A 26,985-nucleotide genomic window follows, 5' to 3' on the forward strand; every position below is an offset into this window, starting at 1 on the left:
CCCGGTGTCGGCTCGAACCCCTCCACCCCCGCCACGAAATGGTCGAACTCCCCCGCCTGGACGCCCAGGACGAACGCGTCCCACTTACGGCGGTTGGTGGTGACGACGACGTCGGGGGCGCTGGTCTCGCGGATGTGGACGGGGGCCTCCGGGTCGTCCTCGCCGTCCCCCTCGCCGAAGGCCAGCTCGAACCAGGGGCCCGGGCCGGTGGCGTCCTCGGGGGCCGCGCGGATCCAGTCGAGATCCGGGGGGACGTCGGACATGGCGGGTGCTCCTTGTGGACGAAGGGGACGGAGTGCCGTGAGTGATCATTCCTAAGAAGGAGGGCCGCCTCTACACTTACCGTCGGCGGACTCGCGGGCGGTGAGGGGCGGTTGACGGTGCGTAAGGCATGGATCGTGGTGATCTCCGCTGTCGGCACCGGACTCGCTTTCGTCATGCTGCTGGTCGTCGGTGTCTATCTGGTCGCCGGGAACCTCGCCAACGGGGTCGGCGGAAAGGTCGTCGGACTGGCCAAGGGTGCCGTTCCCGCGGCGTACCAGCCTCTCGTGCAGAAATGGGGCAATCTGTGCGACGCCATCAATCCGGCGTTGCTGGCGGCCCAGCTGTACCAGGAGAGCGGGTTCAACCCGAAGGCGCAGAGCCCCGCCGCGGCCCAGGGGATCGCGCAATTCATTCCGGGGACGTGGGCGACGCACGGGCTGGACGGTGACGGGGACGGCGACCGTGACGTCTGGGACCCGAATGACGCGATTCCATCGGCCGCCTCGTACGACTGCAAGCTCGCCTCGTACGTGAAGGACGTACCCGGGGATCCGACCGCGAACATGCTCGCTTCCTACAACGCGGGCGCGTACGCCGTCATCAAGTACGGGGGCGTCCCGCCGTACAAGGAGACCCAGAACTACGTCAAGACGATCACGACGCTGTCGGAGAGCTTCGCCGCGCCCACGAGCCGCGTCGACCCGAGCGAGCAGGCGGCGGGCGCCATCGCGTACGCCCAGAAGAAGCTCGGCACGCTCTACCTCTGGGGCGGCAACGGCACCGCTGACCAGGGTGGACGCTTCGACTGCTCGGGGCTGACGAAGGCGGCGTACGCGAGTGTGGGGATCACGCTGCCCCGCGTCGCGAACGATCAGTACAACGCCGGGCCGCACCCCTCGCGGGACGAACTGCTGCCGGGTGATCTCGTCTTCTTCTCCGACGACCTCACCAACTCCCGCGCCATTCGGCACGTCGGGATTTATGTGGGGGGCGGATATATGATCAACGCCCCGCGGCCGGGCGCGGTCATCCGGTTCGACCCGATTGACACCCCCGACTACTTCGGGGCCACCCGGGTCACCGAGGATGGCGCGAAAGCGCTGCCCAAGACCGTCTGACGGGCCCGTAATTCTCCGTGAACCCGTGCCCTGAGCTGCGGCGACGCGTCTCTCTTCGATAACGTCTGAGTGATCATTCAGTGGAGGGTGGAACGCATTGGAGAGAAGTGTGCGTTCCTATTTGACGTAGCGCGTTGACGCCTACGGACACCACGGGGGTGGCAGCGCGGCGCACGTACGGGTGCGGTCGCGGGAACGATGACGAAAGGGCCGCAGCACGATGGCTGGACTCGCCGCGCATGCCGCACTTGCCGCTGATTCCGGATCCAATCCCGACGTCGAGCTGCTCTACGACATCAATGGCCTGGCCAAGGACGCCCCGACCTGGCTCGACCGGGTCATGGAGTTCGTCGGCGAGTACGGCCTGCTGTTCGCCATGGTGCTGCTGATCCTGTGGTGCTGGTGGGGCGTGCGCAAGCGCGGCGGCGAGGACGCGGCCTCGTCCGTGGCCGCGCTGGCGTGGGCGCCGCTGGCCGCCGGTGTCGCCGTCCTGATCAACGTGCCGATACGGGGCTTCGTCGAGCGGCCCCGGCCCTTCCTCGACCACGAGGGGCTGGAGGTGCTCGTCTCCGGCAAGACCGACTACTCCTTCGTGAGCGATCACGCGACCCTGATCATGGCGATGGCGGTCGGCCTCTTCGTCGCCAACCGGAAGTTCGGCCTCATCGGCCTCGTCATCGGCCTCCTCGGCGGCTTCATCCGGGTCTACATGGGCGTGCACTACCCGACCGACGTGATCGGCGGCTTCGCGCTCGGCACCGCCGTCGCCCTGCTGCTCTCGCCGCTCGCCATGGCGCTGCTGACGCCGCTGATGAAGGCGATCGAGCGGTCGCCCCGCGTGGCGTGGCTCGTCCGGGCGCGCGGGCGTGACGGTCAGCGCGCCGTGATCCCGGGCGCGCGCGTCGAGACGTCCTCCTCCGAGGAGCGGGACCTGGCGGCGTAGCCGCGACCGCCCGGCCCGACACGACCGAACGGCCCCCTCACCGCGTGTCGGTGAGGGGGCCGTCGTCATGGGGCCGCCGCGGGCCCCGGTGAGCGCTACAGCGCCTGGGGGAAGGTGAAGAAGCGGTTCGGGTCGTACTTCTTCTTCAGGGTGGTCAGCCGGCCGGCCGCGTCGCCGTAGTACGCCTTCCTCCAGTCCGTGAGAGTGGGGTCGGTGTAGTTCTGGTAGGCGGCGCCCGAGGCGTGGCGGGCCATCGACTTGTGGGCGCCGTCCAGCCAGGACTGGGCGGCCGTGCCGGAGGTGCCGGGCTTCCAGGAGGCGATGTACTGGGCCAGCATCCGCGAGCGGCGGTGGACGAAGGCCGTCGCCGTCGGCGAGACGCGGTTCACCTGGCCGCCGAGCGCGGTGAGGGCGATGCTGCCCGCGCCGCTCTTCACTCCGGTGATCCGGGTCAGCAGGGTCTGGATGCCCGCCGAGGAGATCGAGCGGTCGAAGAAGTCGGAGCGGGCGGCGTACGTCTCGCGGCCCAGCCTGCCCTTGGGCGAGCGGCCGGGCGTCGTGCCGGGCAGATGGCACTGGGCGTCCTCGGCGAAGGAGCCGCAGCCCGCGTAGCCCTCCATGGCGTCCTCGTACGTACGGCGCTTGAGGGAGACGCTGCGGGCCGGCGCGCCGACCCGGTCGGCGAGTCGGTCGACGGCGTTCTGGAGCTCGCCGTAGGTGCCGAGGGAGAAGGCGGCGACGGAGACGGTCGGGGTGCCGCCGGCCGCCTTCGCGATGTGGCAGGACGACCAGATCTCGTCGGCCTGGGTGGGCCCCCACTCCTGCCATGCCTTCAGGACGGCGGCGGCCCTGGACCAGGGCCAGGTGAGGTACGCGGTGACGCCGGGAGGGGCCGCGTGGGTCTTGAAGCGGAGTTCGGTGACCACGCCGAAGTTGCCGTTGCCGGCGCCGCGCAGGGCCCAGAACAGGTCCTGGTTGGTGGTGGCGTTCGCCACGAGCTGCTTGCCGTCCGCGGTGACGAGGGTGGCCTGGGTGAGGCTGTCGCAGGTCAGGCCGTAGGCGCGGGACGTCACACCATGGCCGCCGCCGAGGGTGAGGCCGGAGACGCCGACGGTGGGGCAGGAGCCGGCGGGGATCGTGACGCCCTTGGCGGCGAGCGCGCGGTAGACGTCGATGAGCTTCGCGCCGGCGCCGATCACGGCCTCGCCGCCGGAGGCGCGGACCTTGTTGAGCTTGGAGACGTCGACTATCAGCCGGCCGTTGCCGGAGGACCAGCCGGCGTAGGAGTGGCCGCCGTTGCGTATCGCGACCTTGAGGTCGTGGGCCCTGGCGTAGGCGAGGGTGGTGCGGATGTCGTCGGGGTGGGCGACATAGGCGACGGCGGTGGGCTTCAGGGTGTCGAAGCGGGTGTTGTAGAGCTGGCGGGCCGTCGTCCACGCCTTGTCACCGGGGCGGACCAGCGGCCCGTCGAGGTCGCGGGCGAGGGCGGCCCAGTTGACCGCCGTGGGCTTCCTGCCCGCGCCGTGGGCCGTGGTCGTCGTCCGGAGGGAGGCGTTCGTGGCCGTGGCCGAGGCGTCGGAGCCGCCGCCGGAGCCGCAGGCCGAGGCGGTCAGTGCGGTGAGTGCGGCCGCGCCGCCGCCGATGAACGTACGCCGTTCCATGTGCGCCTCCCGGTGCGCCGCGAGTGGGTGTCGTGAGACGAGACGGGGGTTGGTGGGGGTGGGGTTCCCTCCGCCGCCGTGTGCCTTCGGGTGCGCCTGATCGGGGCGCCCATGGGCTCGGGTGCCCGATGTCGTCGTGCGTGTGCGGGTGCTCGGTGGTTCCCCGCGCCCCTCACCCCGCCCGGGTGGACGTGTCTGGTATGGGTGGAGTTTCCTTTTCTTAAGGATTTCTCCGCCTGTGAATTGCATAGATGCCGATCGACCCCACCGCAGGGTGGCAGTGCGAGCGGGTGCTCGGTCCAGAGGGTGGTGGCCGCCGTAAGCATTCCGTTACCTCACCGCACTGTCGGCAGGGGTTCACTCGCCGTTCACTTCCGTCCATCGGCGGCTTCACCTGATCTGCCTAATTTCGGCCTTACCCGGTGCGGGATGTGGGCCGAGAACGCGGCCCCGCCTCCCGTGACGACAGCAGCCAGAGGGACGACGGTGCCCGCAAAAGCACTCCTGAGGCTGATACGACGACTTCGCACGCCGCCATGTGGACGGCGGCTCCTGGAAGGAACCCCCGAAAGTGAAGCTTCAGCGCAAGAACCGGCTGCGCGCCCTTTCTCTCGGTGCTGTCGCCGTCACCGGCGCCCTGACCCTGACGGCTTGTGGGTCGGACGACACGGGTGGCGGCAGCGCGGGCGGCAGCTCGGCGCCGGCCAACAGCAAGATCGACTGCGGCGACGCCAAGGGCCAGCTGCTGGCCGACGGCTCTTCCGCGCAGAAGAACGCCATCGACGCCTGGGTCAAGCAGTACACGGCCGCCTGCAAGAGCGTCCAGATCAACTACAAGGGCAGCGGTTCGGGCGCCGGTATCACCGCGTTCACCCAGGGCCAGGTCGCCTTCGCCGGTTCCGACTCCGCGCTGAAGCCGGAAGAGGTCACCGCCTCCAAGGAGGTCTGCAAGGGCGGTCAGGGCATCGACCTGCCGATGGTCGGCGGCCCGATCGCGGTCGGCTACAACGTCCCGGGCGTCGACAGCCTGGTCCTGGACGCCAAGACCCTCGCGCTGATCTTCGACAGCAAGATCACCAACTGGAACGACAAGGCCATCAAGGCGCTCAACCCCGACGCCAAGCTGCCCGACCTCAAGATCCAGCCGTACCACCGCTCGGACGAGTCCGGCACCACGGACAACTTCACCAAGTACCTGATCGCCGCCGCGCCCGACAACTGGAAGTACGAGGGCGGCAAGGCCTGGCAGGCCAAGGGCGGCCAGTCCGCGCAGGGCTCCTCCGGTGTCGCGCAGGGCGTGAAGGAGACCAAGGGCGCCATCTCCTACATGGAGCTGTCGTACGCCAAGGACGGCATGAGCACGGTCGACATCAAGACCGGCGCCACCGAGCCGGTCAAGGCGACCGTCGAGAACGCCACCAAGGCCATCTCCGAGGCCCAGGTCGTGGGCACCGGCAAGGACCTCGCGCTGAAGCTGAACTACACGCCGACCGCCGAGGGCGCCTACCCGATCACCCTCGTCACCTACGAGATCGTCTGTGACAAGGGCAACAAGGCGGACACCCTGCCCGCCACCAAGTCCTTCCTCACCTACATCGCCTCCGAGGACGGTCAGGGCCTGCTCGCCGACGCCGGCTACGCCCCGATGCCCGAGGAGATCATCACCAAGGTCCGCACGACCATCTCGGAACTGAGCTGACCTGAGTGCGGCCCAGCCCCCACCGGGACTGGGCCGCACCGTCCGGTGCACCGCCGCCAGGAGCCGTTCCGCCACCGCGGACGGCTCCGCCCCGAGTCGCCGTCCGCACGACGGCGGCTCCGCAGACCGGAGAACCTGATGGACATATCCACGACCAAAGACGCTCCCCTCCCCTCCACACCGCCACCGCCCGCCGCGGAGGAGAAGCGCGCCGCGCGCGGCGCCACCCGCCCCGGTGACCGGATCTTCCTCGGCCTCTCCCGCGGCTCCGGCATCTTCCTGCTGGCGATCATGGCGGCCATCGCCGTGTTCCTCAGCTACCGCGCCGCGCTCGCGATCGGCAAGGACGAGGGCAACTTCTTCACCACCTTCGAGTGGAACCCCACCGGCAACCCGCCGGTCTTCGGCATCGCGGTGCTGGCCTTCGGCACCATCGTGTCGTCGATCATCGCGATGGCCATCGCGGTCCCCGTAGCCGTCGGCATCGCCCTGTTCATCACGCACTACGCCCCGCGCAAGCTGGGCGGCCCCATCGCGTACGTGGTCGACCTGCTCGCCGCCGTGCCGTCCATCGTGTACGGCCTCTGGGGCGCCCTCGTGCTCGTCCCGCAGCTCGACGGCCTCTACGGCTGGCTGAACGACTACCTCGGCTGGACCGGCATCTTCGAATGGCAGGGCGGCGCGCCCCGTTCGATGCTCACCGTCGGCATCCTGCTCGCGATCATGATCCTGCCGATCATCACCAACGTGAGCCGCGAGGTCTTCCGCCAGGTCCCGCAGATGCACGAGGAGGCCGCGCTGGCCCTCGGCGCCACCCGCTGGGAGGTCATCCGCATGGCGGTCCTGCCCTTCGGGCGCTCCGGTGTCATCTCCGCCTCGATGCTCGGCCTCGGCCGCGCCCTCGGCGAGACGATGGCCGTCGCGATGGTCCTGTCCTCCAGCTTCGAGATCAACCTCAGCCTGCTCGACCCGGGCGGCGGCACCTTCGCCCAGAACATCGCCAGCAAGTTCAGCGAGGCCACCGAGATGGGCCGGGACGCGCTCATCGCCTCCGGTCTGGTCCTGTTCGTCATCACCCTGCTGGTCAACGGCGCGGCCCGCCTGATCATCGCCCGCCGCAAGGAGTTCTCGGGGGCCAACGCATGAGCAACGCAACTCTCTCCGACAAGCGCCCCAGCTCCCTGCGCGCCGCGTCCCTGCCGAAGTGGTTCTCCTGGGCGGTCGCCGCCGCCTCGGTCGCCCTGGGCCTCGGCATCTCCGCCGCGCTCGGCCTGGAGAGCTCCATCCAGTGGGCCCTGATCGCGGGCGTCCTCTTCGTCGCCGGGACGTTCGGCATCGCCGCCCGCGTCGAGGGCAAGCGGCAGGCCAAGGACCGCGTCGCGACCAGCGTCGTCTGGGTCGCGTTCCTCCTCGCCGTCGTCCCGCTGGCCTCCCTCGTCTGGGAGACCGTCAGCCGCGGTGTGAAGGTCCTCGACACCTACTTCCTCACGCACTCGATGGGCGTGGTCGCCGACACCGAGCCCGGCGGCGGCATCTACCACGCCATCCTCGGCACCCTGGAGCAGGTCGGCCTCGCCACCCTGATCTCCGTGCCGATCGGCGTGCTGACCGCGATCTACCTCGTCGAGTACGGCCGCGGCAAGCTCGCCAAGGCCGTCACCTTCTTCGTCGACGTCATGACGGGTGTCCCGTCGATCGTCGCGGGCCTGTTCATCCTCAGTACCTGGATCCTGATCCTGGACATGGGCCCGTCCGGTTTCGCCGGCGCGATGGCGCTGACCATCCTGATGCTGCCGGTCGTCGTCCGCTCCACCGAGGAGATGCTCAAGCTCGTCCCGAACGAGCTGCGCGAGGCCTCGCTGGCGCTGGGCGTGCCGAAGTGGCGCACGATCCTCAAGGTGGTGCTCCCGACCGCGATCGGTGGTATCACGACCGGTGTGATGCTCGCGGTCGCCCGTATCGCCGGTGAGACAGCCCCGGTCCTGCTGCTGGTGTGGGGTTCGAACTTCATCAACACGAACCCCTTCTCCGACCCACAGGCGTCGCTGCCGATGTACATCTACCTGCAGTACGCCAACAGCGGCGGCTCCGGAGCGGCGTACGACCGTGCGTGGGCGGCGGCCCTGACGCTCATCGCCTTCATCATGATCCTGAACCTGGCGGCCCGCGGCATCGCCCGCTGGAAGGCTCCCAAGACCGGTCGCTGACGCGGCCATACAGCGACCAGTTCCCCCAGCGGATTCCCCGCGAATTCCTCGCGAAAGAAGCAGTGATTCACATGGCCAAGCGAATCGACGTCAGCGGCCTCAACGCCTATTACGGTTCCTTCCGGGCCATCGAGGACATCTCGATGACCGTCGAGCCCCGCACCGTGACGGCCTTCATCGGCCCCTCCGGCTGCGGCAAGTCCACCTTCCTGCGCACCCTGAACCGGATGCACGAGGTCACGCCGGGTGGCCGCGTCGAGGGCAAGGTCATGCTCGACGACGAGGACCTGTACGGCGCCGGGGTCGACCCGGTGTCGGTGCGGCGTGAGGTCGGCATGGTCTTCCAGCGCCCCAACCCGTTCCCGACGATGTCGATCTACGACAACGTGGCGGCCGGCCTGAAGCTCGTCGGCACCAAGAAGAAGTCCGAGATGGACGACGTCGTCGAGAAGTCCCTCAAGGGCGCCAACCTCTGGAACGAGGTCAAGGACCGCCTGGGCAAGCCGGGCTCCGGCCTCTCCGGCGGTCAGCAGCAGCGGCTCTGCATCGCCCGCGCGATCGCGGTCGAGCCGAACGTGCTGCTCATGGACGAGCCCTGCTCGGCCCTGGACCCGATCTCCACGCTCGCCATCGAGGACCTCATCGGTGAGCTGAAGGAACGGTTCACGATCGTCATCGTGACGCACAACATGCAGCAGGCGGCGCGTGTCTCGGACCGTACGGCGTTCTTCAACCTGGCGGCCGTCGGGCAGCCGGGCAAGCTGATCGAGATCGACGACACCGAGCGGATCTTCTCCAACCCGTCGGTGCAGGCCACGGAGGACTACATCTCCGGCCGCTTCGGCTAGGCCGACGCCTCGGCCGGAGGGAGCCGCCGTCCCGGCCTCCGTCCGGCCATGAGAACCCCTCGTGGTGCTGCATGGCGGTGCCGCCACGAGGTAGGTAAAGGGCCCGTCCCCCGGCTCCCGGGGGACGGGCCCGCGCCCTTTTCCGACGGTGCTCCCGTCAGAGGAACGCCAGGTTCACGATCCAGAAACTGGTCGCGGCGACGATGGCAGCCGCCGGCATGGTGATGAACCAGCCGAGGACGATGTTCTTGGCGACGCCCCAGCGGACCGCGTTCACCCGCTTCGTGGCGCCGACACCCATGATCGCCGAGGTGATGATGTGGGTCGTCGAGATGGGGGCCTTGAAGATGAAGGCCGTGATGAACATGATCGACGCGCCGGTGGTCTCCGCGGCGAAGCCCTGCGGCGGGTCGAGTTCGATGATCTTCCGGCCCAGGGTGCGCATGATGCGCCAGCCGCCCGCGTACGTGCCGAGGGACAGCATGACGGCGCAGACGATCTTCACCCAGATCGGGATCGGGTCGCCGTAGTCCTCGACGTCCGCGATGACCAGGGCCATCACCACGATGCCCATCGTCTTCTGGGCGTCCTGGAGACCGTGGCCGAGGGCCATGCCGGCCGCCGACACGGTCTGCGCTATACGGAAGCCCTGCTTGGCCTTGTGCGGGTTGGCCCGGCGGAAGATCCACATGATCGCCGCCATCACCAGGTAGCCGACGACCAGGCCGACCACCGGGGAGACGAACATCGGGATGACGACCTTCTCCAGGACGCCGGACCAGTAGACCGTCGTACCGCCCGCGAGGGCCGCGCCCACCATGCCGCCGAACAGCGCGTGGCTGGAGGAGGACGGCAGGCCGAAGTACCAGGTGACGAGGTTCCAGGTGATCGCGCCGACGAGGGCGGCGAAAAGGATGCCCATCCCCTTCGAACCCTCCGGCGTGGAGATCAGCCCCTCGCTGACCGTCTTGGCGACCCCGCTGCCCAGGAAGGCACCCACGAGGTTCATGACCGCGGCCATGGCGAGGGCCGCGCGCGGGGTGAGCGCCCGGGTCGAGACCGAGGTCGCGATCGCGTTCGCGGAGTCGTGGAAGCCGTTGGTGTACGTGAAGAAGAGCGCGACCCCGATGGTCACGACCAGAGCGAAGGTGTCCATGAAGGGCTCAGGACTCCTTGACCGCGATGGTCTCCACCGTGTTCGCCACGTGCTCGAAGGCGTCCGCCGCCTCCTCCAGCACATCCACGATCTGCTTGAGCTTCAGGACCTCGATGGCGTCGTACTTGCCGCTGAAGAGATGGGCGAGCAGCTTGCGGTGGATCTGGTCCGCCTGGTTCTCCAGCCGGTTCACCTCGATCCAGTACTCGGTGAGGTTGTCCATCGTGCGGAGGTGGGGCATCGCCTCGGCCGTCAGTTCGGCCGCGCGTGCCAGCACCTCGATCTGCTGCTCGACGCCCTTCGGGAGGTCCTCGACGCTGTAGAGGACGACCAGGTCGACGGCCTCCTCCATGAAGTCCATGATGTCGTCGAGGGACGACGCGAGGGAGTAGATGTCCTCGCGGTCGAACGGTGTGATGAACGAGGAGTTCAGCTGGTGGAAGATCGCGTGGGTGGCGTCGTCACCGGCGTGCTCGGCTGCCCGCATGCGCTCCGCGATCTCGGCCCGGGCAGACGTGTCCGCCCCGAGCAGTTCCATGAGGAGCTTCGAGCCCGTGACGATGTTGTCCGCGGAGGCGGCGAACATGTCGTAGAAGCTCGTCTCCCTGGGGGTCAGACGAAAGCGCACAAGGGGTCCTCGGGGTGCATCGGTTTCGGTCAGGCTGATGCTAAGTGCATCATCCGGCCACGGCTAATGGGCCGTCCCCCAGTGTCGCCCATCGGCCGACGGCGTCGACAGGGGGGCTGCCCGGAGGCCGTATACCCGCCAAAGTTCGATACGATATACCCAGTAGGGGTATATGTCTGGAGGACGCGATGACGACCACCGGGGCCGGCGCGCAAGCGCCCTCCGTCGCGGACGCCGTGGAGCCGCCTGTCGTGACCGATCACGACCATGGAATCCATGGGTACCACCACCAGAAGGACGAGCATCTCAAGCGGCTCAGGCGCATCGAGGGCCAGATTCGAGGGCTCCAGCGGATGGTCGACGAGGACGTCTACTGCATCGACATACTCACGCAGGTCTCCGCCTCCACCAAGGCCCTGCAGTCCTTCGCGCTGCAACTGCTGGAGGAACACCTGCGGCACTGCGTCGCCGACGCGGCCCTCAAGGGGGGTGCCGAGGTCGACGCGAAGGTCGAGGAGGCCACGAAGGCCATCGGCCGGCTGCTGCGGACCTGAGCATCGTCCCGGCCGCCCGGTGATCGAATTTCGGCCACCGCCGCGTGCTCGGGGGAGGACTACGGGGCGTCCTGGGCGCGTTCCTCGCCCACGCGGAGGACTTCGTCGATGCGGTCGGGGCTGAGGCGGTCCCCGTCGGTGGCCGAGGCGGCGATGATCAGTTCACCGCAGAGCTCGATCTCGGCGAGGGCCACGTGGTCATGGACCGCCGTACCGCCTGCCGGAGCCACGCGCATCACCTCTTCTCCGCCGTCACCGACTTCCTAGGGTAGGCAGCGGCCCACAGGCCGCGCATGGCACCAACGGACCATTTCCGGCCCCGCACCTTCCCCGAGGGACGGCCGCGAACCGCGGCACGGGACCCGGCCGGAAGGCCCCTAGTCCTCCGCGATCTTCCCCGCGTAGATGTCCTCCGGCCGCGGCAGCCGCACCGCGACGTGGACGCCGAAGTCGTACAGCAGGGTCGTCGAGGCGACGGCCACCGTGTCCTGTTGCCGGCCGTTGACGAAGCTGAACCGGTGGCGGACCTTGCGGATCCGGCCCTCGTCGTCGAGGTACGCGTCGAAGGGGACCGTGGCGGTGGCGAACCCCCGGGCCGCGGCGCGCAGCGGGGCCCGGTTGCTCTCGGAGGCGGCGCGGGAGGCGGCGGTGAGGTCGGCGGTGCCGCGGTAGTGACTCACGGGCGTGCCGTCGACCTGGGCCCGCCCTACGTAGGTCGCGGAGCGGGCGCCGCGCAGCACCTCGGCGGCGGCGAACGGATCGGTGGCGCCGCCGGTGACCAGGTTGCCGTCGGAGAGGGTGCCGGTGTCGACGCGGACCCATTTGTCGGCGGGGACGCCCGCGCCCCGGTTCTTCATGAACAGCGCGCCGGGGGCGAGGAGTTCGGTGACGGGGCGGTGCTCGCTGGCGCCGGCCGGGTCCTGCGGCAGCAGCACCTTCAACCGGCCGAGCTGTCTGCCGTAGTCGTAGACGCCCTCGCCGTGGATGGTGACGCGGGTGCCGCCGGTGGCCATCTCCATCTCCGTACGGGTCTTGGAGCTCCCCGCGCGGACGAGGGCGGGAGCGGCGCGGTGGAGGAGGTCGACGGGGTCGGAGGCGGCGGGGTCGTCGCCGGGGGCGCCGGGGCCGCAGCCCAGGGGGGAGACCAGGAGTCCCGCGGCGACGACCACCGAGCCCGCCCTGCTGTGCCGTCGCCTCACCATCGCCCGCAAACCCCCTGGCCGGTCCGTACCGGGTCCTCCTGCCGTTCGGTTAACGACGGGTAGGGGCGGTCGTCACGCGGGTGCCTCCCGCGCGTGCGGGGACGCGAGTTGGTGAGACGTTCACCTGCCTTGGGTAACGTCACCGTGTGGCACAGCACGACGAGGCGGTATTACCGCAGGAGCACCGCACGACGACCGTCGAACAGGGCCGTTTCTGTGTGGCCCGCTGCACCTGCGGATGGCGCGGCCCGGCGCGCAGAGCCCGCAGCCTGGCCCGGACCGACGCCGAGGGGCATGCCGCCACGGGGTGAGGGGCGTGCGGGGCCGCCGGGGTCAGGCCAGGCGCAGGGCGGCCAGGAACTCGTCGACCAGTTCCCGGTCGCGGGGCTGGGTGAGCCGGGCGCGGGCGGCGGCCGGGCCCAGCCAGAGCACGTCGTCGACCTCGCGGCTGGGGGTGAAGGAGCCGGCGGTCGCCTCGGCGGCCCAGTACGTGACCCGCTTGGCGCGTCCGCCCACGAAGTAGTGGGTCGAGGGCAGCCGCGGGCCGGGCTCGCAGTGGTAGCCGGTCTCCTCCTCCACCTCGCGCAGCGCACCGTCGAGCGGGGCCTCGCCGCGCTTCAACTTGCCCTTGGGGTGGGACCAGTCGTCGTACTTCGGCCGGTGGACCAGACAGATCTCCAGTTCCCCGGCGTCGGGGGAGCGGCGCCACAGGACGCAGCCCGCCGCCTGGATGACGTCGTCGCTCATGACGTCCTCACCGCCTCCTTCTGCCAGGACTGCTGGAACGCGAAGCGGGCCGCCTCGACCTCGTGGCGCTGGTCGGCGTGCAGGACCCCGAGGGCGTAGGCCGTGGCCGGGGCGATCCGGGGGGTGCGGGCGGCGGCCGCCGCGGCGGAGGCCGCCTCGGAGGCGTCGCGATGCCGGTTGAGGGCCTCGCCGGCCGCGAGGAGGCGTACGTCCACGGGGACCGCCTGGGGGTGGAGGACCTCCAGGGCGTAGCGGTGGAGGCGCAGCAGGAGCCGGACCTGGTGCCAGGGGGCGTCCTGGGGGTGGGGGGCGGTGTCGGGGGAGAGGCCGTGGATGAGGGCCTCGGCGTTGTAGGGGTGGCCGGCGGTCAGCAGGGGAAGACCGGCGACGGCGTCGCGGAGGCGGTCGTGGGCGGCGGCGGCCAGGGGGCGCAGGTCCAGGGCGGGGGCGGTGGGGGTGAGGGGGACCTCGCTGGCGAGGACGGCGACGCTGTCGGCGACGGCGTGGAAGCGGGAGGAGCCGAGCGCCTGGAGGGCCGCCGAGTGGGCCCGGGTGCGGGCGAGGGTGAGCTGGCGGTCGAGGAGGGCGCCCGCTTTCGCGGCGCCGATGGTGAGGTTGCCGCGGTCGGGGGTGGCCGGGGCGCGGGTGCCGGTGCCCCCTGGCCCTGACGGGCCCGCGCGTTCCGCTCCGGCGGTGCGGCCGGCCGCGGGGGCGCCGGCCTGGGAGGGGAGGGCGGCGGTGGCTCCGGACAGCCGGTTCAGGGCCGCCACCAGGCGGTCCAGCCGGGCCGCGTAGGCGTGCTCGCGGCCCAGCGTGCCCGACAGCCAGGCCAGTTCGGGGCGGAGGGACTCCGACCAGTCGGCGTCGAGCAGCGGGCGGAAGGTGTGGAGGGTGCCGCTGATGCGGCGGGCCGAGCGGCGCAGGGCGAGCGCCGCGTCGGTCGACTCCTCGGCTCCGTTCGCCGCACCCCCACCGGTCTCCCGGTGGGTGCGCAGCGCGCGGAGGAACTCGGTGGCCTGGGTCCGCAGATACCCGGCGAGGGCGTCGGCGGCGACGGCCGTGGAGTTCCTGGGGTCAAGGTGTTGCTGTGCCACGCCGGCGCCTCCGGGCGTCAATGAGCATCTCCTGGACGTTGCGCAGGGGCTGGCCGTCCGGGTCGGTCGAGTGCCGGGTCCACTCGCCGTCGGGGCCGAGGTGCCAGGAGGAGGTCGTGTCGGACATACCGGTCTCCAGCAGGCGGTTGAGGGCCGCCCGGTGCGCCGGGTCGGTGACTCGTACGAGGGCCTCGATCCGGCGGTCGAGGTTGCGGTGCATCATGTCGGCGCTGCCGATCCACACCTCGGGCTCGCCGCCGTTGCCGAAGGCGAAGATCCGGGAGTGTTCGAGGAAGCGGCCGAGGACGGAGCGGACGCGGACGTTCTCCGAGAGGCCGGGGACGCCGGGGCGTACCGCGCAGATACCGCGCACCCAGATGTCGACGGGCACCCCGGCTTGCGAGGCCCGGTAGCAGGCGTCGATCAGGGCCTCGTCGACCATCGAGTTGACCTTGATGCGGACGGACGCGGGACGTCCGGCGCGGTGGTGCTGGACCTCCTTGTTGACACGGGCGATCAGTCCGTCGCGCAGGGACTTGGGGGCGACGAGGAGCCGGCGGTAGGTCTCGCGGCGGGAGTAGCCGGAGAGACGGTTGAACAGGTCGGAGAGGTCCGCGCCGACCTGCTGGTCGGCGGTGAGCAGTCCCAGGTCCTCGTAGAGGCGGGCCGTCTTCGGGTGGTAGTTGCCCGTGCCGACGTGGCTGTAGCGGCGCAGGGTCTCGCCCTCCTGGCGGACCACCAGGGACAGCTTGCAGTGGGTCTTCAGACCGACCAGGCCGTAGACGACGTGGCAGCCCGACTCCTCCAGCTTGCGGGCCCACTTGATGTTGGCCTGCTCGTCGAAGCGGGCCTTGATCTCGACCAGGACGAGGACCTGCTTGCCGGACTCGGCGGCGTCGATCAGCGCGTCCACGATCGGGGAGTCGCCGGAGGTCCGGTACAGGGTCTGCTTGATGGCGAGGACGTCCGGGTCGGCGGCCGCCTGCTCCAGGAACGCCTGCACGGAGGTGGAGAAGCTGTCGTACGGGTGGTGCAGCAGGACGTCCCGCTCGCGCAGGGCGGCGAAGATGTCGGGCGGCGACGCGGACTCGACCTCGGCGAGGTCGCGGTGGGTCCCGGCGATGAACTTCGGGTACTTCAGCTCGGGCCGGTCGAGGGCGCCGATGCCGAAGAGACCGGTGAGGTCGAGGGGGCCCGGCAGCGGGTACACCTCGGCCTCGGAGATCTTCAGCTCGCGGACCAGCAGGTCGAGGACGTACCGGTCGATGGACTCCTCGACCTCCAGGCGCACCGGCGGCCCGAAGCGGCGCCGCATCAGCTCCTTCTCCAGGGCCTGGAGGAGGTTCTCCGCGTCGTCCTCCTCGACCTCCAGGTCCTCGTTGCGGGTGAGGCGGAAGGCGTGGTGCTCCAGCACCTCCATGCCCGGGAACAGCTCCTCCAGATGGGCCGCGATCACGTCCTCGATCGGGACGTAGCGGCTGGGGGAGGCCTCCAGGAAGCGGGAGAGCAGCGGCGGGACCTTCACGCGGGCGAAGTGCCGGTGGCCGGAGACCGGGTTGCGGACGACCACGGCCAGGTTCAGCGACAGGCCCGAGATGTACGGGAAGGGGTGCGCCGGGTCCACGGCGAGCGGGGTGAGGACGGGGAAGATCTGGTGCCGGAAGAGAGTGAACAGGCGGGCCTGCTCCTTCTCGGTGAGCTCGCCCCAGCGGACCACGTGGATGCCCTCCTCGGCGAGTGCCGGGGCGATGTCCTCGTGGAAGCAGGCGGCATGCCGGGCCATCAGCTCACGGGAGCGGGCCCAGATCATCTCCAGTACCTCGCGGGGCTGGAGACCCGAGGCGGACTTGGTGGCGACGCCGGTGGCGATACGGCGCTTCAGACCGGCCACCCGGACCATGAAGAACTCGTCCAGGTTGCTGGCGAAGATCGCGAGGAACTTGGCCCGCTCCAGCAGGGGCGTGTTCGGGTCCTCGGCGAGCTCCAGGACACGCTCGTTGAAGGCGAGCCAGCTGCGCTCCCGGTCGAGGAAGCGGTTCTGCGGCAGGCGGTCGCCGTCGTACGGCGCCTCCTCGTAGGCGTCGAGGTCGGCGTCCATGTCGGGTTCGAGATCGGAGACGACCGCGGCCACCGTGTGCGGGCGGTGCGCGGCTATGGAGCCGACGGACGGCTGCGCGTGCTGGACCTGTGCCTGGGCGTTGGACTGGCTCATGGCACCATTCTTCCGCGCCGCGAGCATCACAGGCGCGTCGGAGAGCGCCGGAGGGAGCGCGACGGCGTTTCCGGCGATGTCCGCGTCGATCCGCGCGACGACGTCGTCGGTGCCGCCGGGGTGGGCCGCGGTGGCCGCGGGACGGCCGCTCCCCGCGCCCTTCCCGTTGCTTGGGCCGTTGCGTGGGGGAGGCGAGGGCTCGGGCGGGACGGGGTTCATTGCGGAAGCGTCGCAAGGTCGTCTGAATCGCCGGTTACGGAGACCTTACGTGCGGGATAGCGCAGGGAGGCCCGCCGGTTCCCCGAGTGCGCCCCTGCCCGCCCCCGAAGCACCGACCCCGGAAGCGCCCCGTGCCTGTGCACGCCTTCGGCACGCCCCTCCCCCCGTAGGAAGGGCGTGCCGGGTCCGGGGCGCGGTCAGCGGGTGCGGCGGCGCAGCAGCCAGTAGGCGGCGCCGGTGGCCACGACGGCGACGGTGAGGACGACGCCGGTGGTCATCAGGTGCAGGGGCCAGAAGTGGGAGGCGGGGTGGTCGCTGGGGAACCAGCCGCCGTCGGTGCCGGAGAGGGTCCTCGCGGGCCACAGCTCGTGCCAGTGCCTGTCGACGTACAGGTGGAACCAGAGGATCGAGCCGAACGCCACGGCCAGGGCGGGCAGCGAGCGCCGCAGGGCGATGCCCGCGAGGGCGCCGACGGCCAGGGCGCACAGGGCGTACGCGAGGACCGCCGGGCCGCGGTTGAGGAAGGGGTCGGGGTCGTGCCACTCGCCACCCCGCAGGTCCTGACTCGCCGTCCAGAACCAGCGGTAGACCAGGACCAGGACGGTGGTCCCGACGGTCAGCGCGACGGCCGGCACCGCCAGCTTGGCGGTGAGCCAGCGGGTGGGGCTGACGGACTGGGTCCAGGCCAGCTGGGCGGTGCCCCGCTCCAGCTCGCGGCCGATGAGGGAGGCACCGGCCCAGGCGGCGATGCCGTAGGAGGAGTACGCGATGAAGGTGCCGATCCAGCCCTCGTTCATGGAGTGGCTGAACGTCATGACGTCGATGCACCCGCCCTCCACCCTCCGGCAGGCGTCGAGCTCGGCGCGCACCCGCGCGCCCGAGACGTGCTGTACCCAGAGCATCCAGCCGACCATCAGCAGGACGTACGCGCACCACACCAGCAGGGCCGGGCGGTGCACGCGCAGCACGGTCCAGGTCAGGCCGCGCGGGCGGATCCCCCGGTGGGCGACGGGTGCGGTGGTGCCGACGGCGACCGTCATGACGTGCCTCCCGTTCGGTGGCGCAGCAGGTGGAAGGAGGCCAGGACCAGCAGGGCGGTGACGGCGAGGACGACGCCGGTCTCGACGAGCTGGAGCGGCCAGAAGTGGGAGGCGGGGTGGTAGTCGCGGTAGTAGCCGACGACATCCTCGCCGGGCATGCATTCCGTGCTGACCATGCAGAGGTCGGGGATCCGGACACCGCTGGGGGTGATGCCGCCCTCCTCGACGGTCATGCCGAGGTAGGTGGGGCGGCTCTGAGCGGACTGGGTCGTCGCGGTCCTCGCCGGCCACAGGTACGGCCGGGCCACTTCGAGGGCGTACAGCAGACCGCCCAGGGCGAAGAAGCTGTAGCCCATGGAGGCCAGGGAGCGGCGGGCGAGCAGGCCGGCCAGGACGCCGACGGCGAGGCCGAGCAGGACGTGGGCGAGGGCGACGGGACCGTTGGCGACGAAGATCTCGCTGTCGTGCCACTGCTGGACGCCCCGCGCCCCCCACTGGTCGGTGTGGGCCTGCCACATCGTCCGGTGCAGCTGGACCAGCAGGAGCGTGCCGGCGCAGAGCACGGCCGCGGGGAGGGCGAGCTTGGCGGCGAGCCAGCGGGCCGGGGTGACGGACTGGGTCCAGGCCAGGTGCGCGGTGCCGTTCTCCAGCTCCCGCCCGATCAGCGCGGCCCCCGCCCAGACGGCGACGAGCAGCGGCGCGACGGTGATGATCGCGGAGCCCAGGTACATGGCCGTGTCGTACAGCTCGATCGCGGGGGCGTTGAGGTTGCAGCCCTCGTCCACCACTCCGTTGTCGCAGCCCCCCGAGGCGTACGCGGCCCAGGCGGCGTCGACGCCCGCTACCTCGGCCCACAGCAGGCACCCGGCGGCCACGGCGACGAGGAGCGTCCAGAACCACACGGCCGCGGTGTGCAGGCGCAGCAGCGTCCAGGTCAGTCCGCGCGGGCCGCCTCTCGTAGGGGACGCGGTGGTCGTGAGGGCGGTCACGCGGCGCCTCCCGTGCGGCGGCGCAGCAGGTGGAAGGAGGCGAGGACCAGCAGGGCGGTGACGGCGACGACGATGCCGGTCTCGACGAGCTGGAGGGGCCAGAAGTGGGACGAGGGGTGGGACTGGGCCCAGTAGCCGACGACGTCGCTCCGGCCGCAGTCGAGGTCCTCGCAGAGGACGTTGGAGATCCGGTCGCCCGAGGCGGTGATGACGCCATGGTCGACGAGCATGCCCGTCCACAGAGGCTCCGAGGCGGCCCCGCGTGCCTCCGCCACGGGCCACAGGTGGTGCCGGTTCCCCTGGAGGACGACCATGAGGGCGGCCGTGCCCGCGAACCCGGCGGCGAGCGCGGGCAGCGAGCGGCGCAGCAGAAGTCCGGCCACCACGCCGACGGCCAGGGCGAGGAGGGCGTAGGCGGTGGCGAGGGTGCCGTTGCCCGTGAAGGTGGTGACGGCGAACCAGTCGCGGGTGGCCACCGCGTCCCGCAGCGGCTCCTCCCGCCACCACACCAGGCGGTTCAGCAGGGTCAGCAGGACCGTCCCCGAGGCGATCAGGGCGGCCGGGACCGCCAGCTTCGCGGTGAGCCAGCGGGCCGGGGTGACGGACTGGGTCCAGGCCAGTTTCGCCGTGCCGCTCTCCAGCTCGCGGCCGATCAGTGAGGCGCCCGCCCAGGCCCCGATGAGGGCGGGGACGACGGCCAGGGCGGCGGGGGCCAGGGTGACGGCCAGGTCGTAGCGCTGGTACGCGGGGCCCATGTCGCAGTAGTCGGCCTCCTTGCAGCCGCTCCTGAGGTAGGCGTCCCAGACGGCGTCGAACCCCGGTCCGGCGGCCCACAGCAGTCCACCGCCGAACACGGCCACCAGCAGCCCCCAGAACCACAGCGCCGACTGGTGCGGGCGGAGCACCGCGCGGGCCAGGGCGCGGGCGGGGTGCGCGGGGCGACGGTCCGGAGCCCCGGCGGACATGACGGTCACGGCGCTCATACGGAGGCTCCCCGGGTGTGCGTGCCGTTGGTCTCGCCGTCGCCGTCGCCGTCGCCGTCGCCGTCGCCCTCGTCGTACGCGTCGTCCTCCTCCGTGAGGGTGAGCGCCGGGGCGCCGGGGGCTCGCAGGTGGGCGAGGACCAGCTCCTCCAGGGTCGGCTCGGCGGTCTGCCAGCCGGGGGCGATCCGGCCCTCGGGCCGTATCAGCGCGGTGATCTGACGGCCGGTCGTACGGGACTCGACGACGGTGTGCGGGGCGAGGTCGCCGGTAGGGCCGGTGACCAGGGTGTGCGCGGCGATGAGGGCGTCGAGCGGGCCGGCCAGGCGGACGCGGCCGCCGCCGAGGAGGAACAAGTGGTCGCAGGAGCCCTCAAGTTCTGCCACGACATGCGAGGACATGACAACCGTGGTGCCGTGTTCGGCGGAGTCCGCGAGCAGGGTGCCCATCAGCTGGTGCCGGGCGAGCGGGTCGAGGTCGGCCATCGGCTCGTCCAGCAGCAGCAGTTCGGGCCGCTTGCCGAGGGCGAGGGCGAGCGCGACCCGGGTGCGCTGGCCGCCGGAGAGGGAGCGGATCTTGGAACCGAAGTCCAGCCCGCCCTCCTCGACGATCCGCTCGGCCACTGCCGCGTCCCAGCGGCGGGGGTTCAGCTCGGCGCCCATGCGAAGGGTCTCGGCGACGGTGAGCTGCGGGTACAGGGGCTTGTCCTGGGCGACGTACGCCATGCGCTCGCGGGCCGCCGACGGGGTCGTGCCCAGCACGCTGATGCCGCCCTCGGTGGGCGCGAGCAGGCCTGCCGCGTGGGCCAGCAGGGTCGACTTGCCCGCGCCGTTCGGTCCGACGACCGCGCAGACGCGCCCCACCGGGAGCCGCAGCGTGCAGTCGCGCAGCGCCCAGCCCTTCTGTCGCCACCCGAACCTCTTGCCGAGTGCGGCCGCCTCGATGGCCGTGTCGGTCATGCCTCGTCCCCCTGATCTTCCTTGAAGTGTTCATCCAGTACGGAGGTGAACAGCGCCTCGACGTCGCCCCGTTCGAGCCCGGTCTCCTTGGCCCGGACGGTCCACTGGTCCAGCTCCGCGCGCAGCGGGGAGTCGACCGGATGGGCGCCCAACGACTTCCGTACGAAGGTGCCGAGGCCGCGGCGGGCCTCGACCAGGCCCTCGCGCTCCAGCTCGCGGTAGGCCTTCAGCACCGTGTTCGGGTTGATGGCGGTGGCCTCCACGACCTCGCGGGCCGTGGGGAGCTTGTCGCCGGGTTCCAACAGGCCGAGCCGCAGGGCCTGTTTGGTCTGCTGGACGATCTGCACATAGGTGGCGACACCGCTGCGCCGGTCGATGCGGTACTCGACCACTCGAACAACCACCCTTTCACTAATTGAGTAGTGAAAGGGTGGTGCAAGAGAGGGGGCGGTGTCAACACACCGCCCCCTGCTCGTTCCCTGCCTGTCCCGCCTGTCAGGTTTCGCTGCGGTACATCAGATCCGTCTCGTACGTCACGAATCCGAGGCGTTCGTACACGGTCACCGCCGCCTTGTTGTCGGCGTCGACGTAGAGCATCGCGGTCGGCAGGCCCTGTGCGGCCAGGTGGCGCAGCCCGATCGTGGTGAGCGCCTTGCCGAGGCCGCCGCCCTGTGCGCCGGGGCGGACACCCACGACGTAGACCTCGCCGAGCTGTTCGGCGGCGTGCACCTTCGTCCAGTGGAAGCCGACGAGTTCGTCGCCCCGGAACGCCAGGAAGAAGCCGGCCGGGTCGAACCAGGGCTCGGCCTTGCGGTCGTCGAGGTCGCGCTGGGTGAGGGAGCCCTGTTCGGGGTGGTGGGCGAACGCCTCCGCGTTCGCGGCGAGCCAGGCCGCGTCGTCCTCGCCGGGCACGAACGCGCGGACGGTGACACCTTCGGGGAGGACCGGTTCCGGGGGGTCGAAATCGGCCAGCGAGCGGCGCATCTGGCGCAGTTCGCGGAACAGGGTGAGGCCGAGGACCTGGGCGAGGTGGCGGGCCGCGGAGTGGCCGCCGTGCGCCCAGACGCGCAGCCGCTTGCCGGACTCGGCGAGCAGCGCCGAACCGAGGGCCCGCCCGTGGCCGTGGCCCCGGTGCGAGGGGTGCACGACGAGTTCGGCCGCGGGGGCCTCGACGGGGTCGGTGTCCTCCAGCTGGGCGTAGCCGACCAGGGTGTCGCCGACGGTGAGGAGGAGGTGGCGGACGCCCTCGCGGGGGCCGCCGCGGAGTTGGAGGCGGCCCTGCTCGGACACCGCGGGCTGGCCGTCGACCTGGGCGGCCTCGTCGAGGAGGTCGAGGACGGCCGCCCTCTGGTCGGGCGTGAGTTCCAGGCGGGTCTCGATACTGCGGGCGGCTGAGTGGGGCCGGGCGGTGTCGTCGCTGGTCATGGGTTCGAGATTAACCGGGGGCCGCGACGGGAGGGCGCCTCGGAACCGGGTCGGTTCCCCGGGGCGGCGGGCGGGGGTGTGGACGACGAGATCCCGCCACCGCGGTCGAGCGTGCCCGGGGGGCATCCGTGCTCGCGGCGGAGCGGCGCAGGTGGCGCTCCCGCGTCCCTTCCGGGCGGACCGAACGCCCCGTTTTGTCAACCATCCTCCTCGATGGCAACCAGGTCGTAACCATGAACCCCCTGTCGCGCTACGCGCGTTGAATCTACGCTTCGGGCCGACGGGGCCTGTTCTCACGTTTTCCTTACGTCTCTTACGAACCAGGGGGGCACATGTCAGCCACACCCCACGCGCAACGCCGTGGCAGCCGCCGCAACCGGATCGTCGCGGTCGCGGCCGGCATCGCGACCGTCGGTGCGCTGGCCGCCGCCATTCCGGCGAGCGCCGGTGAGGCCAAGCCGGGCAAGACCGAGCCGAGCCGGTACCAGGACGTGCAGCTGCTGTCGTTCAACGACCTGCACGGCAACCTGGAGCCGCCGGCCGGTTCCTCGGGCCGGGTGACCGAGCTGCACGAGGACGGCACGACCACGACGATCAACGCCGGTGGTGTGGAGTACCTGGCCACGCATCTGCGCGACGCCCGCGGGGACAACCCGTACTCGATCACCGCGGCCGCCGGTGACATGGTCGGCGCCTCGCCGCTGCTGTCGGGCCTGTTCCACGACGAGCCCACCATCGAGGCGCTGAACCACCTCGACCTCGACGTCACCAGCGTCGGCAACCACGAGTTCGACGAGGGCGCCAAGGAACTGGCCCGCCTGCAGAAGGGCGGCTGCCACCCCACCGCCGGCTGCTACGTCAAGGGCAAGAAGTTCAAGGGCGCGGACTTCCCGTACCTCGCGGCGAACGTCATCGAGAACAAGACCAAGAAGCCCCTCCTGAAGCCCTACTGGGTGTGGAAGAAGAACGGCGTCAAGATCGGCTTCATCGGTGTGACCCTGGAGGACACGCCGGGCGTCGTCTCCGCCGAGGGCGTCAAGGGCCTCACCTTCAAGGACGAGGTCAAGACGATCAACAAGTACGCCAAGGAGCTGGAGCGCCAGGGCGTGAAGTCCGTCGTCGCGCTCATCCACGAGGGCGGTGCCCCCGCCTCCACGTCGTACAACTACGACTGCGACTCGCCCGGCGCCGGTGACGGCATCTCCGGCCCGATCGTCGACATCGCCAAGAACATCACCCCGAAGGTCGACGCCCTCGTCACCGGCCACACGCACGCCGCGTACGCCTGCACGATCAAGGACCCGTCGGGCAAGCCGCGCATGGTCACCTCGGCCGCGTCCTTCGGCCGCCTCTACACCGACACGACGCTGACGTACGACCGCAAGACCGGCGACATCTCCCGTACGGCCGTGAAGTCCGCGAACCACGTCGTCACCCGTGACGTGGCCAAGGCCGCCGACATGACGGACCTCATCAACCGGTGGAACACGCTGGCCGCCCCCATCGGCAACCGGCCCATCGGCTACATATCCGCCGACATCCCGAGCACCGGCACCGAGTCCCCCATGGGTGACCTCATCGCCGACGCGCAGCTCGCCGCCGGCAAGAAGCTGGACCCGGAGACCGACCTCGCGCTGATGAACCCCGGCGGTGTCCGCGCGCCCCTCACCTACGCGGCCAAGGGCAGCGAGGGCGACGGCGTCGTCACCTACGCGGAGGGCTTCACCGTCCAGCCGTTCTCCAACACGGTGAACCTGCAGAACTTCACGGGCGCCCAGCTCGTGCAGATCCTCAAGGAGCAGGTCAGCGGCTCCAACGCGGCCTCGCCGAAGATCCTGCTGCCGTCGACCGGCTTCACGTACACGCTGGACCTGACGAAGACCGGCGCCGACCGGATCGTCGTCGACTCCATCAAGCTCAACGGCGCGGCCATCGACCTCGCCGCCACGTACCGCGTCGCGACGAACAGCTTCCTCGCGGGCGGCGGCGACGGCATCACCACGCTCGGCCAGGGCACCAACGACCTGGTCGGCGGCGACGACCTCGCCGCGCTGGAGGCGTACCTGACCGCCAACTCGTCGGCGAGCAACCCGATCGCCCCGCCGGCGGCCAACCGCATCACGATCGTCAGCTAGTCCGTGGCTGGTCGGTAGCTGGTCGGTTCGCCGTCACAGTTGAATCCCCGCGTCCCCGTGTTCTCAGGGGCGCGGGGATTCGCGTTCCCGGCCCGCGCGTCTCGCTCAGTCGCCGACGGCGGTCCGCTCCACGGGGATCCACAGCTCCGCGTCCGCCTCGGTGGCGTCGTCCGAGAGGCGGGTGCGGAGGATCTCCGGGCCCGGCCTGCTCTGGTACGGGTTGGACGGGAACCACTGGGTGAAGACGTCCCGCCACAGGTACTGGAGGGACTGCGGGAACGGGCCGGAGTTCTCGAAGACGGCCCACGAGCCGGCGGGGACGACGAGCGAGTCCAGGTCCTCCGGGACGTCGGCCGCGGCGGACGACGTCACCACGGCGTGGTAGTAGTCGAGTTCGGTGCCCTCCGCCCGGCTCGGGTCGAGGTTGTCGCTCACCCCCAGGACGCCCGTCGGCTCCCCGGCGGACAGCGCGGCGATCCGTTCGATCGTGTCCCGCCCGAGCCCCCGGACGAACTCGACGATCCCGGGGTTCATCCCCTCATGGACCAGCGGCACCCTGACCTTCCTCCCCACCACACGGAACTCCTCCTTCTCCACGACCCTGTATCGCATGCTGCTCCTCCCTTCCACGACGAGACGGAAGGACATCCGAGGCTGCGACCGCAGCGCCGCGCGATCCCGCCGGGCCTCTCCCGGCCCCACCCCGTGCATCGCCTTGAACGCCCGTGCGAACGCCTCACCCGAGCCGTAGCCGTGGCGCACCGCGATCTCCAGCAGCGTCCGCTCCCCGGCGAGCACCTCGGCGCCCGCGACGGTGAGCCGCCGGCGCCGGATGTACTCCGACAGCGGCATCCCCGCGAGCGCGGAGAACAGCCGCCGGAAGTGGTACTCCGACGTGGCCGCGATCCGGGCCAGCGCGGTCACCTCGATCGGCTCGGCCGGTTCGGCGAGCCGCGACTCGATGTGATCCAGGGCCTCGTTCAGCCGCTCCAGCACCTCGGTCTCCTTCCCTTGCGCCGTCCACGCTAGGAAGAGGACACCGCACCGCACCCGACATCCTGTGCCCGGTCCGGTGGGGTGGGGTCACTCTGTGTCGGAGACGGGCGCGGCGGTCTCGTCGAGCCGTCGCCCCCGGCTGACGGCGATCCGTACGACGTCCTCCAACGACTCCACGGCCCGCGTGAGCGCGAACCGCAACGCACGCTCCCCGGCCACCGGGTCCGCCAGTACGGCCCTGCCACCGGCCGCGACCTCCTCCGCCGACCCCAGCTGCATCACCTCCACGTGGTCGGCGAGCAGGGACAGGGTGCCCGGGTGCGCGGTGTCCGGGTCGAGATAACAGGGCTTGCCGTCGGGGGAGGTCCAGGGCAGCAGCCGCAACCCGGGCATCACGCGGACACCCCGCCGAGGTCCACGCCGTAGACGTACAGCTCCTCGGGGCTCAGCACGTACGGCCGCACGAAGTTGTCGTAGGGCTCGAAGGGCCAGAGGTCGTCGATGGGCCGGGGGGAGGGGAGCGGAAGGGGCTCGGGTGGCTCGTGGGTATCCACAGCCTGTGGGTCCACGGCGGTGTGCCGTTGCATGAACACCCGGAGTCTCGCGACGAATCCGCGCATGGCAAAGCGTCCCCTTCTCGTCTCAGGGTTATTTCAGGGTCGGGATGACGAGCGGTGATTACCGTTCGCGATCAGATCGTCACGGCTGCGGCATACGTTGGGGAAGAGGCCAGGCGTTGCCTGGAGCGCCAGACAACGGGGAGGGGTGACGTGGGCGAATCGGTTGACGGAAAGTCCGGGTCGGGCCGGGCGGTGCTGGGTCAGACCCTGCGCTTCCTGAGAGAGAAGGCGGGCAGGACGTTGGGGCAGTTGGCCGACGAGACCGGGTACGACAAGAGCTATCTGAGCCGCCTGGAGTCGGGTGAGCGGCTGTCCAAGTTGACCGTGATGGAAGACCTGGACGGGTACTACGGCTCCGCTGACCTGCTGGTCTGCCTGTGGAAGGTGGCTCGGATCGATGCCTTCAAGGACAAGTACAAGGAGTACATGCGGCTGGAGGCGTCAGCCCGGATCGTGCACGTGTACACACCGGATGTGCCGGGGTTGTTGCAGACCGAGGAATTCGCCCGCGAGGTGTTGTCTGAGCCCCAGACAACACCCAAGGACGCCGAAGTGATCGAGGAGCAGGTGGCCGCGCGCCTGGGCAGGCAGCTGCTGTTGAACAGAGATCCGGCGCCCAGCATCCGCTTCGTGATCGATGAACCGGCGCTCCGACGTCGAGCGTCCAGCGCGGAGACGTGGCACGGCCAGTTGCTGCACCTGGAGGCAGCGGCACAGCGGCCCAACGTGGTGGTTCAGGTTCTGCCGTTCACCGCGGGGATCCACCACTTCGTGGGGAAGGGATCGCTGACCCTGTTGTGGCAGCAGGACGCAACCGGCGTGGCCTATACGGAAGGTGACAGCAGCGGACTGTTGATGGACGATCCGGAGGACGTGCTGCACCACCGTTTGTCCTACGATCGGCTTCGGGATCTGGCACTGTCCCCCTCGGACTCGCTGACGTTCATCAGGGACGTACTGAAGGAGCACAGATCATGACGCGCATCCCCGACCTCAGCACTGTCACTTGGCGCAAGTCGAGTTACAGCGACGGGGGAGCCAACAACTGCCTGGAGGTCGCCGACGGCCCCCTCCGCATGGTCCCCGTCCGCGACAGCAAGACCCCGAACGCTCGTCCCCTGATCTTCTCGGCCGCTTCCTGGGCCTACTTCGTGGACGGCGTCAAAGTCGGCCGGGCCTGGTGAACGTCTGCAGGCGGGGCGCTCTCGGCCCCACACCCCCGCGTCCAGCACATCCGTCGTGCCATCCAGGAGGAACCTCCGGCATGGTCTTCTGGCAGTAACCGCAGC

At 70.5% G+C, this 26,985-nt stretch carries 28 protein-coding genes and 1 pseudogene; 11 read left to right on the top strand and 18 right to left on the bottom strand.

All coding sequences use genetic code 11. The annotated features are described in order from the left end of the window. Positions 1–5: 5 nt before the first annotated feature. Positions 6–263, bottom strand: a pseudogene (locus ACZ4Z3_RS37785) (DUF397 domain-containing protein); the annotation flags it as partial. A 111-nt stretch (positions 264–374) separates the two neighbouring features. Between ACZ4Z3_RS37785 and ACZ4Z3_RS37790 the strand changes: the two are divergent. Together ACZ4Z3_RS37790 and ACZ4Z3_RS37795 are read left to right on the top strand one after the other, a co-directional pair. Then, positions 375–1,382, top strand: a complete 1,008-nt coding sequence (locus tag ACZ4Z3_RS37790) for a C40 family peptidase (protein ID WP_468505304.1) — start codon at positions 375–377, stop codon at positions 1,380–1,382. Between the two features lie 220 nt (positions 1,383–1,602). Beyond that, positions 1,603–2,325 (top strand): phosphatase PAP2 family protein, encoded by a 723-nt coding sequence (locus ACZ4Z3_RS37795; protein ID WP_468505305.1) that lies wholly within the window; start codon positions 1,603–1,605, stop codon positions 2,323–2,325. A 95-nt stretch (positions 2,326–2,420) separates the two neighbouring features. Here ACZ4Z3_RS37795 and ACZ4Z3_RS37800 read toward each other — a convergent pair whose 3' ends face one another. Next, a complete protein-coding gene (locus ACZ4Z3_RS37800; RefSeq protein ID WP_468505306.1) occupies positions 2,421–3,986 on the bottom strand; it encodes an FAD-binding oxidoreductase in 1,566 nt (521 codons plus the stop codon). Between the two features lie 571 nt (positions 3,987–4,557). Between ACZ4Z3_RS37800 and pstS the strand changes: the two genes are divergently transcribed. The 4 genes from pstS (at position 4,558) to pstB (ending at position 8,740) form a co-directional block, all read left to right on the top strand. Further along, on the top strand, positions 4,558–5,685 hold the full coding sequence (gene pstS / locus ACZ4Z3_RS37805; RefSeq protein WP_468505307.1) for a phosphate ABC transporter substrate-binding protein PstS: 1,128 nt from the start codon (positions 4,558–4,560) through the stop codon (positions 5,683–5,685). A 138-nt stretch (positions 5,686–5,823) separates the two neighbouring features. Beyond that, on the top strand, positions 5,824–6,831 hold the full coding sequence (gene pstC, locus ACZ4Z3_RS37810; protein WP_468505308.1) for a phosphate ABC transporter permease subunit PstC: 1,008 nt from the start codon (positions 5,824–5,826) through the stop codon (positions 6,829–6,831). Continuing rightward, the gene (pstA, locus tag ACZ4Z3_RS37815) at positions 6,828–7,892 is read left to right on the top strand and encodes a phosphate ABC transporter permease PstA (protein ID WP_468505309.1); all 1,065 of its coding nucleotides are present in this window, start codon (positions 6,828–6,830) and stop codon (positions 7,890–7,892) included. The genes pstC and pstA overlap by 4 nt, the downstream gene beginning before the upstream one ends. Positions 7,893–7,963: 71 nt before the next feature. After that, on the top strand, positions 7,964–8,740 hold the full coding sequence (gene pstB / locus ACZ4Z3_RS37820) for a phosphate ABC transporter ATP-binding protein PstB (RefSeq protein ID WP_055538694.1): 777 nt from the start codon (positions 7,964–7,966) through the stop codon (positions 8,738–8,740). A gap of 157 nt (positions 8,741–8,897) precedes the next feature. On the opposite strand, the gene ACZ4Z3_RS37825 is transcribed toward pstB, so the two are convergent. Together ACZ4Z3_RS37825 and ACZ4Z3_RS37830 are read right to left on the bottom strand one after the other, a co-directional pair. Continuing rightward, positions 8,898–9,896 carry an inorganic phosphate transporter gene (locus ACZ4Z3_RS37825; protein ID WP_468505310.1) on the bottom strand — a complete coding sequence of 333 codons (999 nt, stop codon included), beginning with the start codon at positions 9,894–9,896 and terminating at the stop codon, positions 8,898–8,900. Between the two features lie 7 nt (positions 9,897–9,903). Then, the gene (locus ACZ4Z3_RS37830) at positions 9,904–10,524 is read right to left on the bottom strand and encodes a DUF47 domain-containing protein (RefSeq protein WP_468505311.1); all 621 of its coding nucleotides are present in this window, start codon (positions 10,522–10,524) and stop codon (positions 9,904–9,906) included. A gap of 188 nt (positions 10,525–10,712) precedes the next feature. Here ACZ4Z3_RS37830 and ACZ4Z3_RS37835 point away from each other — a divergent pair, with 188 nt between their 5' ends. Then, positions 10,713–11,078 (top strand): metal-sensitive transcriptional regulator, encoded by a 366-nt coding sequence (locus tag ACZ4Z3_RS37835; protein WP_468505312.1) that lies wholly within the window; start codon positions 10,713–10,715, stop codon positions 11,076–11,078. A 59-nt stretch (positions 11,079–11,137) separates the two neighbouring features. Here the strand turns inward: ACZ4Z3_RS37835 and ACZ4Z3_RS37840 are convergent, their stop codons facing one another. After that, positions 11,138–11,308 carry a hypothetical protein gene (locus tag ACZ4Z3_RS37840; protein WP_167738840.1) on the bottom strand — a complete coding sequence of 57 codons (171 nt, stop codon included), beginning with the start codon at positions 11,306–11,308 and terminating at the stop codon, positions 11,138–11,140. A 147-nt stretch (positions 11,309–11,455) separates the two neighbouring features. Next, positions 11,456–12,280, bottom strand: coding sequence for an SCO4651 family lipoprotein (locus ACZ4Z3_RS37845; protein WP_468505313.1), 825 nt, complete (start codon positions 12,278–12,280; stop codon positions 11,456–11,458). 146 nt (positions 12,281–12,426) lie between these two features. On the opposite strand from ACZ4Z3_RS37845, the gene ACZ4Z3_RS37850 reads away from it, so the two are divergent. Then, positions 12,427–12,591 (top strand): hypothetical protein, encoded by a 165-nt coding sequence (locus tag ACZ4Z3_RS37850; RefSeq protein WP_468505314.1) that lies wholly within the window; start codon positions 12,427–12,429, stop codon positions 12,589–12,591. Between the two features lie 22 nt (positions 12,592–12,613). Here ACZ4Z3_RS37850 and ACZ4Z3_RS37855 read toward each other — a convergent pair whose 3' ends face one another. The 9 genes from ACZ4Z3_RS37855 to mshD form a co-directional block, all read right to left on the bottom strand. Then, positions 12,614–13,027: an NUDIX hydrolase gene (locus ACZ4Z3_RS37855; RefSeq protein ID WP_468505315.1), complete on the bottom strand. Its 414-nt coding sequence runs from the start codon at positions 13,025–13,027 to the stop codon at positions 12,614–12,616. Continuing rightward, positions 13,024–14,121 (bottom strand): CHAD domain-containing protein, encoded by a 1,098-nt coding sequence (locus ACZ4Z3_RS37860; protein ID WP_468505316.1) that lies wholly within the window; start codon positions 14,119–14,121, stop codon positions 13,024–13,026. The genes ACZ4Z3_RS37855 and ACZ4Z3_RS37860 overlap by 4 nt, the downstream gene beginning before the upstream one ends. Further along, positions 14,102–16,552, bottom strand: a complete 2,451-nt coding sequence (locus tag ACZ4Z3_RS37865; RefSeq protein WP_468505317.1) for an RNA degradosome polyphosphate kinase — start codon at positions 16,550–16,552, stop codon at positions 14,102–14,104. The genes ACZ4Z3_RS37860 and ACZ4Z3_RS37865 overlap by 20 nt, the downstream gene beginning before the upstream one ends. Positions 16,553–16,749: 197 nt before the next feature. Continuing rightward, the gene (locus tag ACZ4Z3_RS37870) at positions 16,750–17,592 is read right to left on the bottom strand and encodes an ABC transporter permease (RefSeq protein ID WP_468505318.1); all 843 of its coding nucleotides are present in this window, start codon (positions 17,590–17,592) and stop codon (positions 16,750–16,752) included. Continuing rightward, on the bottom strand, positions 17,589–18,581 hold the full coding sequence (locus ACZ4Z3_RS37875) for an ABC transporter permease (protein WP_468505319.1): 993 nt from the start codon (positions 18,579–18,581) through the stop codon (positions 17,589–17,591). Before ACZ4Z3_RS37875 ends, ACZ4Z3_RS37870 begins: the two co-directional genes overlap by 4 nt. Then, on the bottom strand, positions 18,578–19,564 hold the full coding sequence (locus tag ACZ4Z3_RS37880) for an ABC transporter permease (protein WP_468505320.1): 987 nt from the start codon (positions 19,562–19,564) through the stop codon (positions 18,578–18,580). The genes ACZ4Z3_RS37875 and ACZ4Z3_RS37880 overlap by 4 nt, the downstream gene beginning before the upstream one ends. After that, positions 19,561–20,520, bottom strand: coding sequence for an ABC transporter ATP-binding protein (locus ACZ4Z3_RS37885; protein WP_468505321.1), 960 nt, complete (start codon positions 20,518–20,520; stop codon positions 19,561–19,563). Before ACZ4Z3_RS37885 ends, ACZ4Z3_RS37880 begins: the two co-directional genes overlap by 4 nt. Next, entirely contained in the window at positions 20,517–20,912 is a 396-nt protein-coding gene (locus ACZ4Z3_RS37890; RefSeq protein WP_468505366.1) for a GntR family transcriptional regulator, read from the bottom strand. Before ACZ4Z3_RS37890 ends, ACZ4Z3_RS37885 begins: the two co-directional genes overlap by 4 nt. 103 nt (positions 20,913–21,015) lie before the next feature. After that, on the bottom strand, positions 21,016–21,945 hold the full coding sequence (gene mshD / locus ACZ4Z3_RS37895) for a mycothiol synthase (protein ID WP_468505322.1): 930 nt from the start codon (positions 21,943–21,945) through the stop codon (positions 21,016–21,018). Between the two features lie 332 nt (positions 21,946–22,277). Here mshD and ACZ4Z3_RS37900 point away from each other — a divergent pair, with 332 nt between their 5' ends. Further along, complete coding sequence (locus ACZ4Z3_RS37900; protein ID WP_468505323.1) at positions 22,278–24,080, top strand: bifunctional metallophosphatase/5'-nucleotidase; 1,803 nt, start codon at positions 22,278–22,280, stop codon at positions 24,078–24,080. 105 nt (positions 24,081–24,185) lie between these two features. On the opposite strand, the gene ACZ4Z3_RS37905 is transcribed toward ACZ4Z3_RS37900, so the two are convergent. The 3 genes from ACZ4Z3_RS37905 to ACZ4Z3_RS37915 all read right to left on the bottom strand — a co-directional run bounded on the left by ACZ4Z3_RS37905 (position 24,186) and on the right by ACZ4Z3_RS37915 (position 25,696). After that, positions 24,186–25,076, bottom strand: coding sequence for an AraC family transcriptional regulator (locus ACZ4Z3_RS37905; protein WP_468505324.1), 891 nt, complete (start codon positions 25,074–25,076; stop codon positions 24,186–24,188). A gap of 87 nt (positions 25,077–25,163) precedes the next feature. Then, positions 25,164–25,469 carry a hypothetical protein gene (locus ACZ4Z3_RS37910; protein WP_468505325.1) on the bottom strand — a complete coding sequence of 102 codons (306 nt, stop codon included), beginning with the start codon at positions 25,467–25,469 and terminating at the stop codon, positions 25,164–25,166. Continuing rightward, positions 25,469–25,696, bottom strand: a complete 228-nt coding sequence (locus ACZ4Z3_RS37915; protein ID WP_468505326.1) for a hypothetical protein — start codon at positions 25,694–25,696, stop codon at positions 25,469–25,471. Before ACZ4Z3_RS37915 ends, ACZ4Z3_RS37910 begins: the two co-directional genes overlap by 1 nt. A 150-nt stretch (positions 25,697–25,846) precedes the next feature. Between ACZ4Z3_RS37915 and ACZ4Z3_RS37920 the strand changes: the two genes are divergently transcribed. Next, positions 25,847–26,674: a helix-turn-helix domain-containing protein gene (locus tag ACZ4Z3_RS37920; protein WP_468505327.1), complete on the top strand. Its 828-nt coding sequence runs from the start codon at positions 25,847–25,849 to the stop codon at positions 26,672–26,674. After that, complete coding sequence (locus tag ACZ4Z3_RS37925; protein WP_468505328.1) at positions 26,671–26,880, top strand: DUF397 domain-containing protein; 210 nt, start codon at positions 26,671–26,673, stop codon at positions 26,878–26,880. Before ACZ4Z3_RS37920 ends, ACZ4Z3_RS37925 begins: the two co-directional genes overlap by 4 nt. Positions 26,881–26,985 lie beyond the last annotated feature (105 nt).

Source organism: Streptomyces sp. NPDC030296, assembly GCF_055572815.1.

What these genes read in the sequence shown, in the direction of transcription:
- pstC (WP_468505308.1), top strand. Translation starts at nt 5,824, where the DNA reads ATGGACATATCCACGACCAAAGACGCTCCCCTCCCCTCCACACCGCCA.
- ACZ4Z3_RS37865 (WP_468505317.1), bottom strand. Translation starts at nt 16,552, where the DNA reads ATGAACCCCGTCCCGCCCGAGCCCTCGCCTCCCCCACGCAACGGCCCA.
- ACZ4Z3_RS37825 (WP_468505310.1), bottom strand. Translation starts at nt 9,896, where the DNA reads ATGGACACCTTCGCTCTGGTCGTGACCATCGGGGTCGCGCTCTTCTTC.
- ACZ4Z3_RS37845 (WP_468505313.1), bottom strand. Translation starts at nt 12,280, where the DNA reads ATGGTGAGGCGACGGCACAGCAGGGCGGGCTCGGTGGTCGTCGCCGCG.
- ACZ4Z3_RS37880 (WP_468505320.1), bottom strand. Translation starts at nt 19,564, where the DNA reads ATGAGCGCCGTGACCGTCATGTCCGCCGGGGCTCCGGACCGTCGCCCC.
- pstB (WP_055538694.1), top strand. Translation starts at nt 7,964, where the DNA reads ATGGCCAAGCGAATCGACGTCAGCGGCCTCAACGCCTATTACGGTTCC.
- ACZ4Z3_RS37915 (WP_468505326.1), bottom strand. Translation starts at nt 25,696, where the DNA reads ATGCGCGGATTCGTCGCGAGACTCCGGGTGTTCATGCAACGGCACACC.
- mshD (WP_468505322.1), bottom strand. Translation starts at nt 21,945, where the DNA reads ATGACCAGCGACGACACCGCCCGGCCCCACTCAGCCGCCCGCAGTATC.
- ACZ4Z3_RS37795 (WP_468505305.1), top strand. Translation starts at nt 1,603, where the DNA reads ATGGCTGGACTCGCCGCGCATGCCGCACTTGCCGCTGATTCCGGATCC.
- ACZ4Z3_RS37910 (WP_468505325.1), bottom strand. Translation starts at nt 25,469, where the DNA reads ATGCCCGGGTTGCGGCTGCTGCCCTGGACCTCCCCCGACGGCAAGCCC.
- ACZ4Z3_RS37885 (WP_468505321.1), bottom strand. Translation starts at nt 20,520, where the DNA reads ATGACCGACACGGCCATCGAGGCGGCCGCACTCGGCAAGAGGTTCGGG.
- ACZ4Z3_RS37855 (WP_468505315.1), bottom strand. Translation starts at nt 13,027, where the DNA reads ATGAGCGACGACGTCATCCAGGCGGCGGGCTGCGTCCTGTGGCGCCGC.
- ACZ4Z3_RS37800 (WP_468505306.1), bottom strand. Translation starts at nt 3,986, where the DNA reads ATGGAACGGCGTACGTTCATCGGCGGCGGCGCGGCCGCACTCACCGCA.
- ACZ4Z3_RS37870 (WP_468505318.1), bottom strand. Translation starts at nt 17,592, where the DNA reads ATGACGGTCGCCGTCGGCACCACCGCACCCGTCGCCCACCGGGGGATC.
- ACZ4Z3_RS37835 (WP_468505312.1), top strand. Translation starts at nt 10,713, where the DNA reads ATGACGACCACCGGGGCCGGCGCGCAAGCGCCCTCCGTCGCGGACGCC.
- pstA (WP_468505309.1), top strand. Translation starts at nt 6,828, where the DNA reads ATGAGCAACGCAACTCTCTCCGACAAGCGCCCCAGCTCCCTGCGCGCC.
- ACZ4Z3_RS37900 (WP_468505323.1), top strand. Translation starts at nt 22,278, where the DNA reads ATGTCAGCCACACCCCACGCGCAACGCCGTGGCAGCCGCCGCAACCGG.
- ACZ4Z3_RS37925 (WP_468505328.1), top strand. Translation starts at nt 26,671, where the DNA reads ATGACGCGCATCCCCGACCTCAGCACTGTCACTTGGCGCAAGTCGAGT.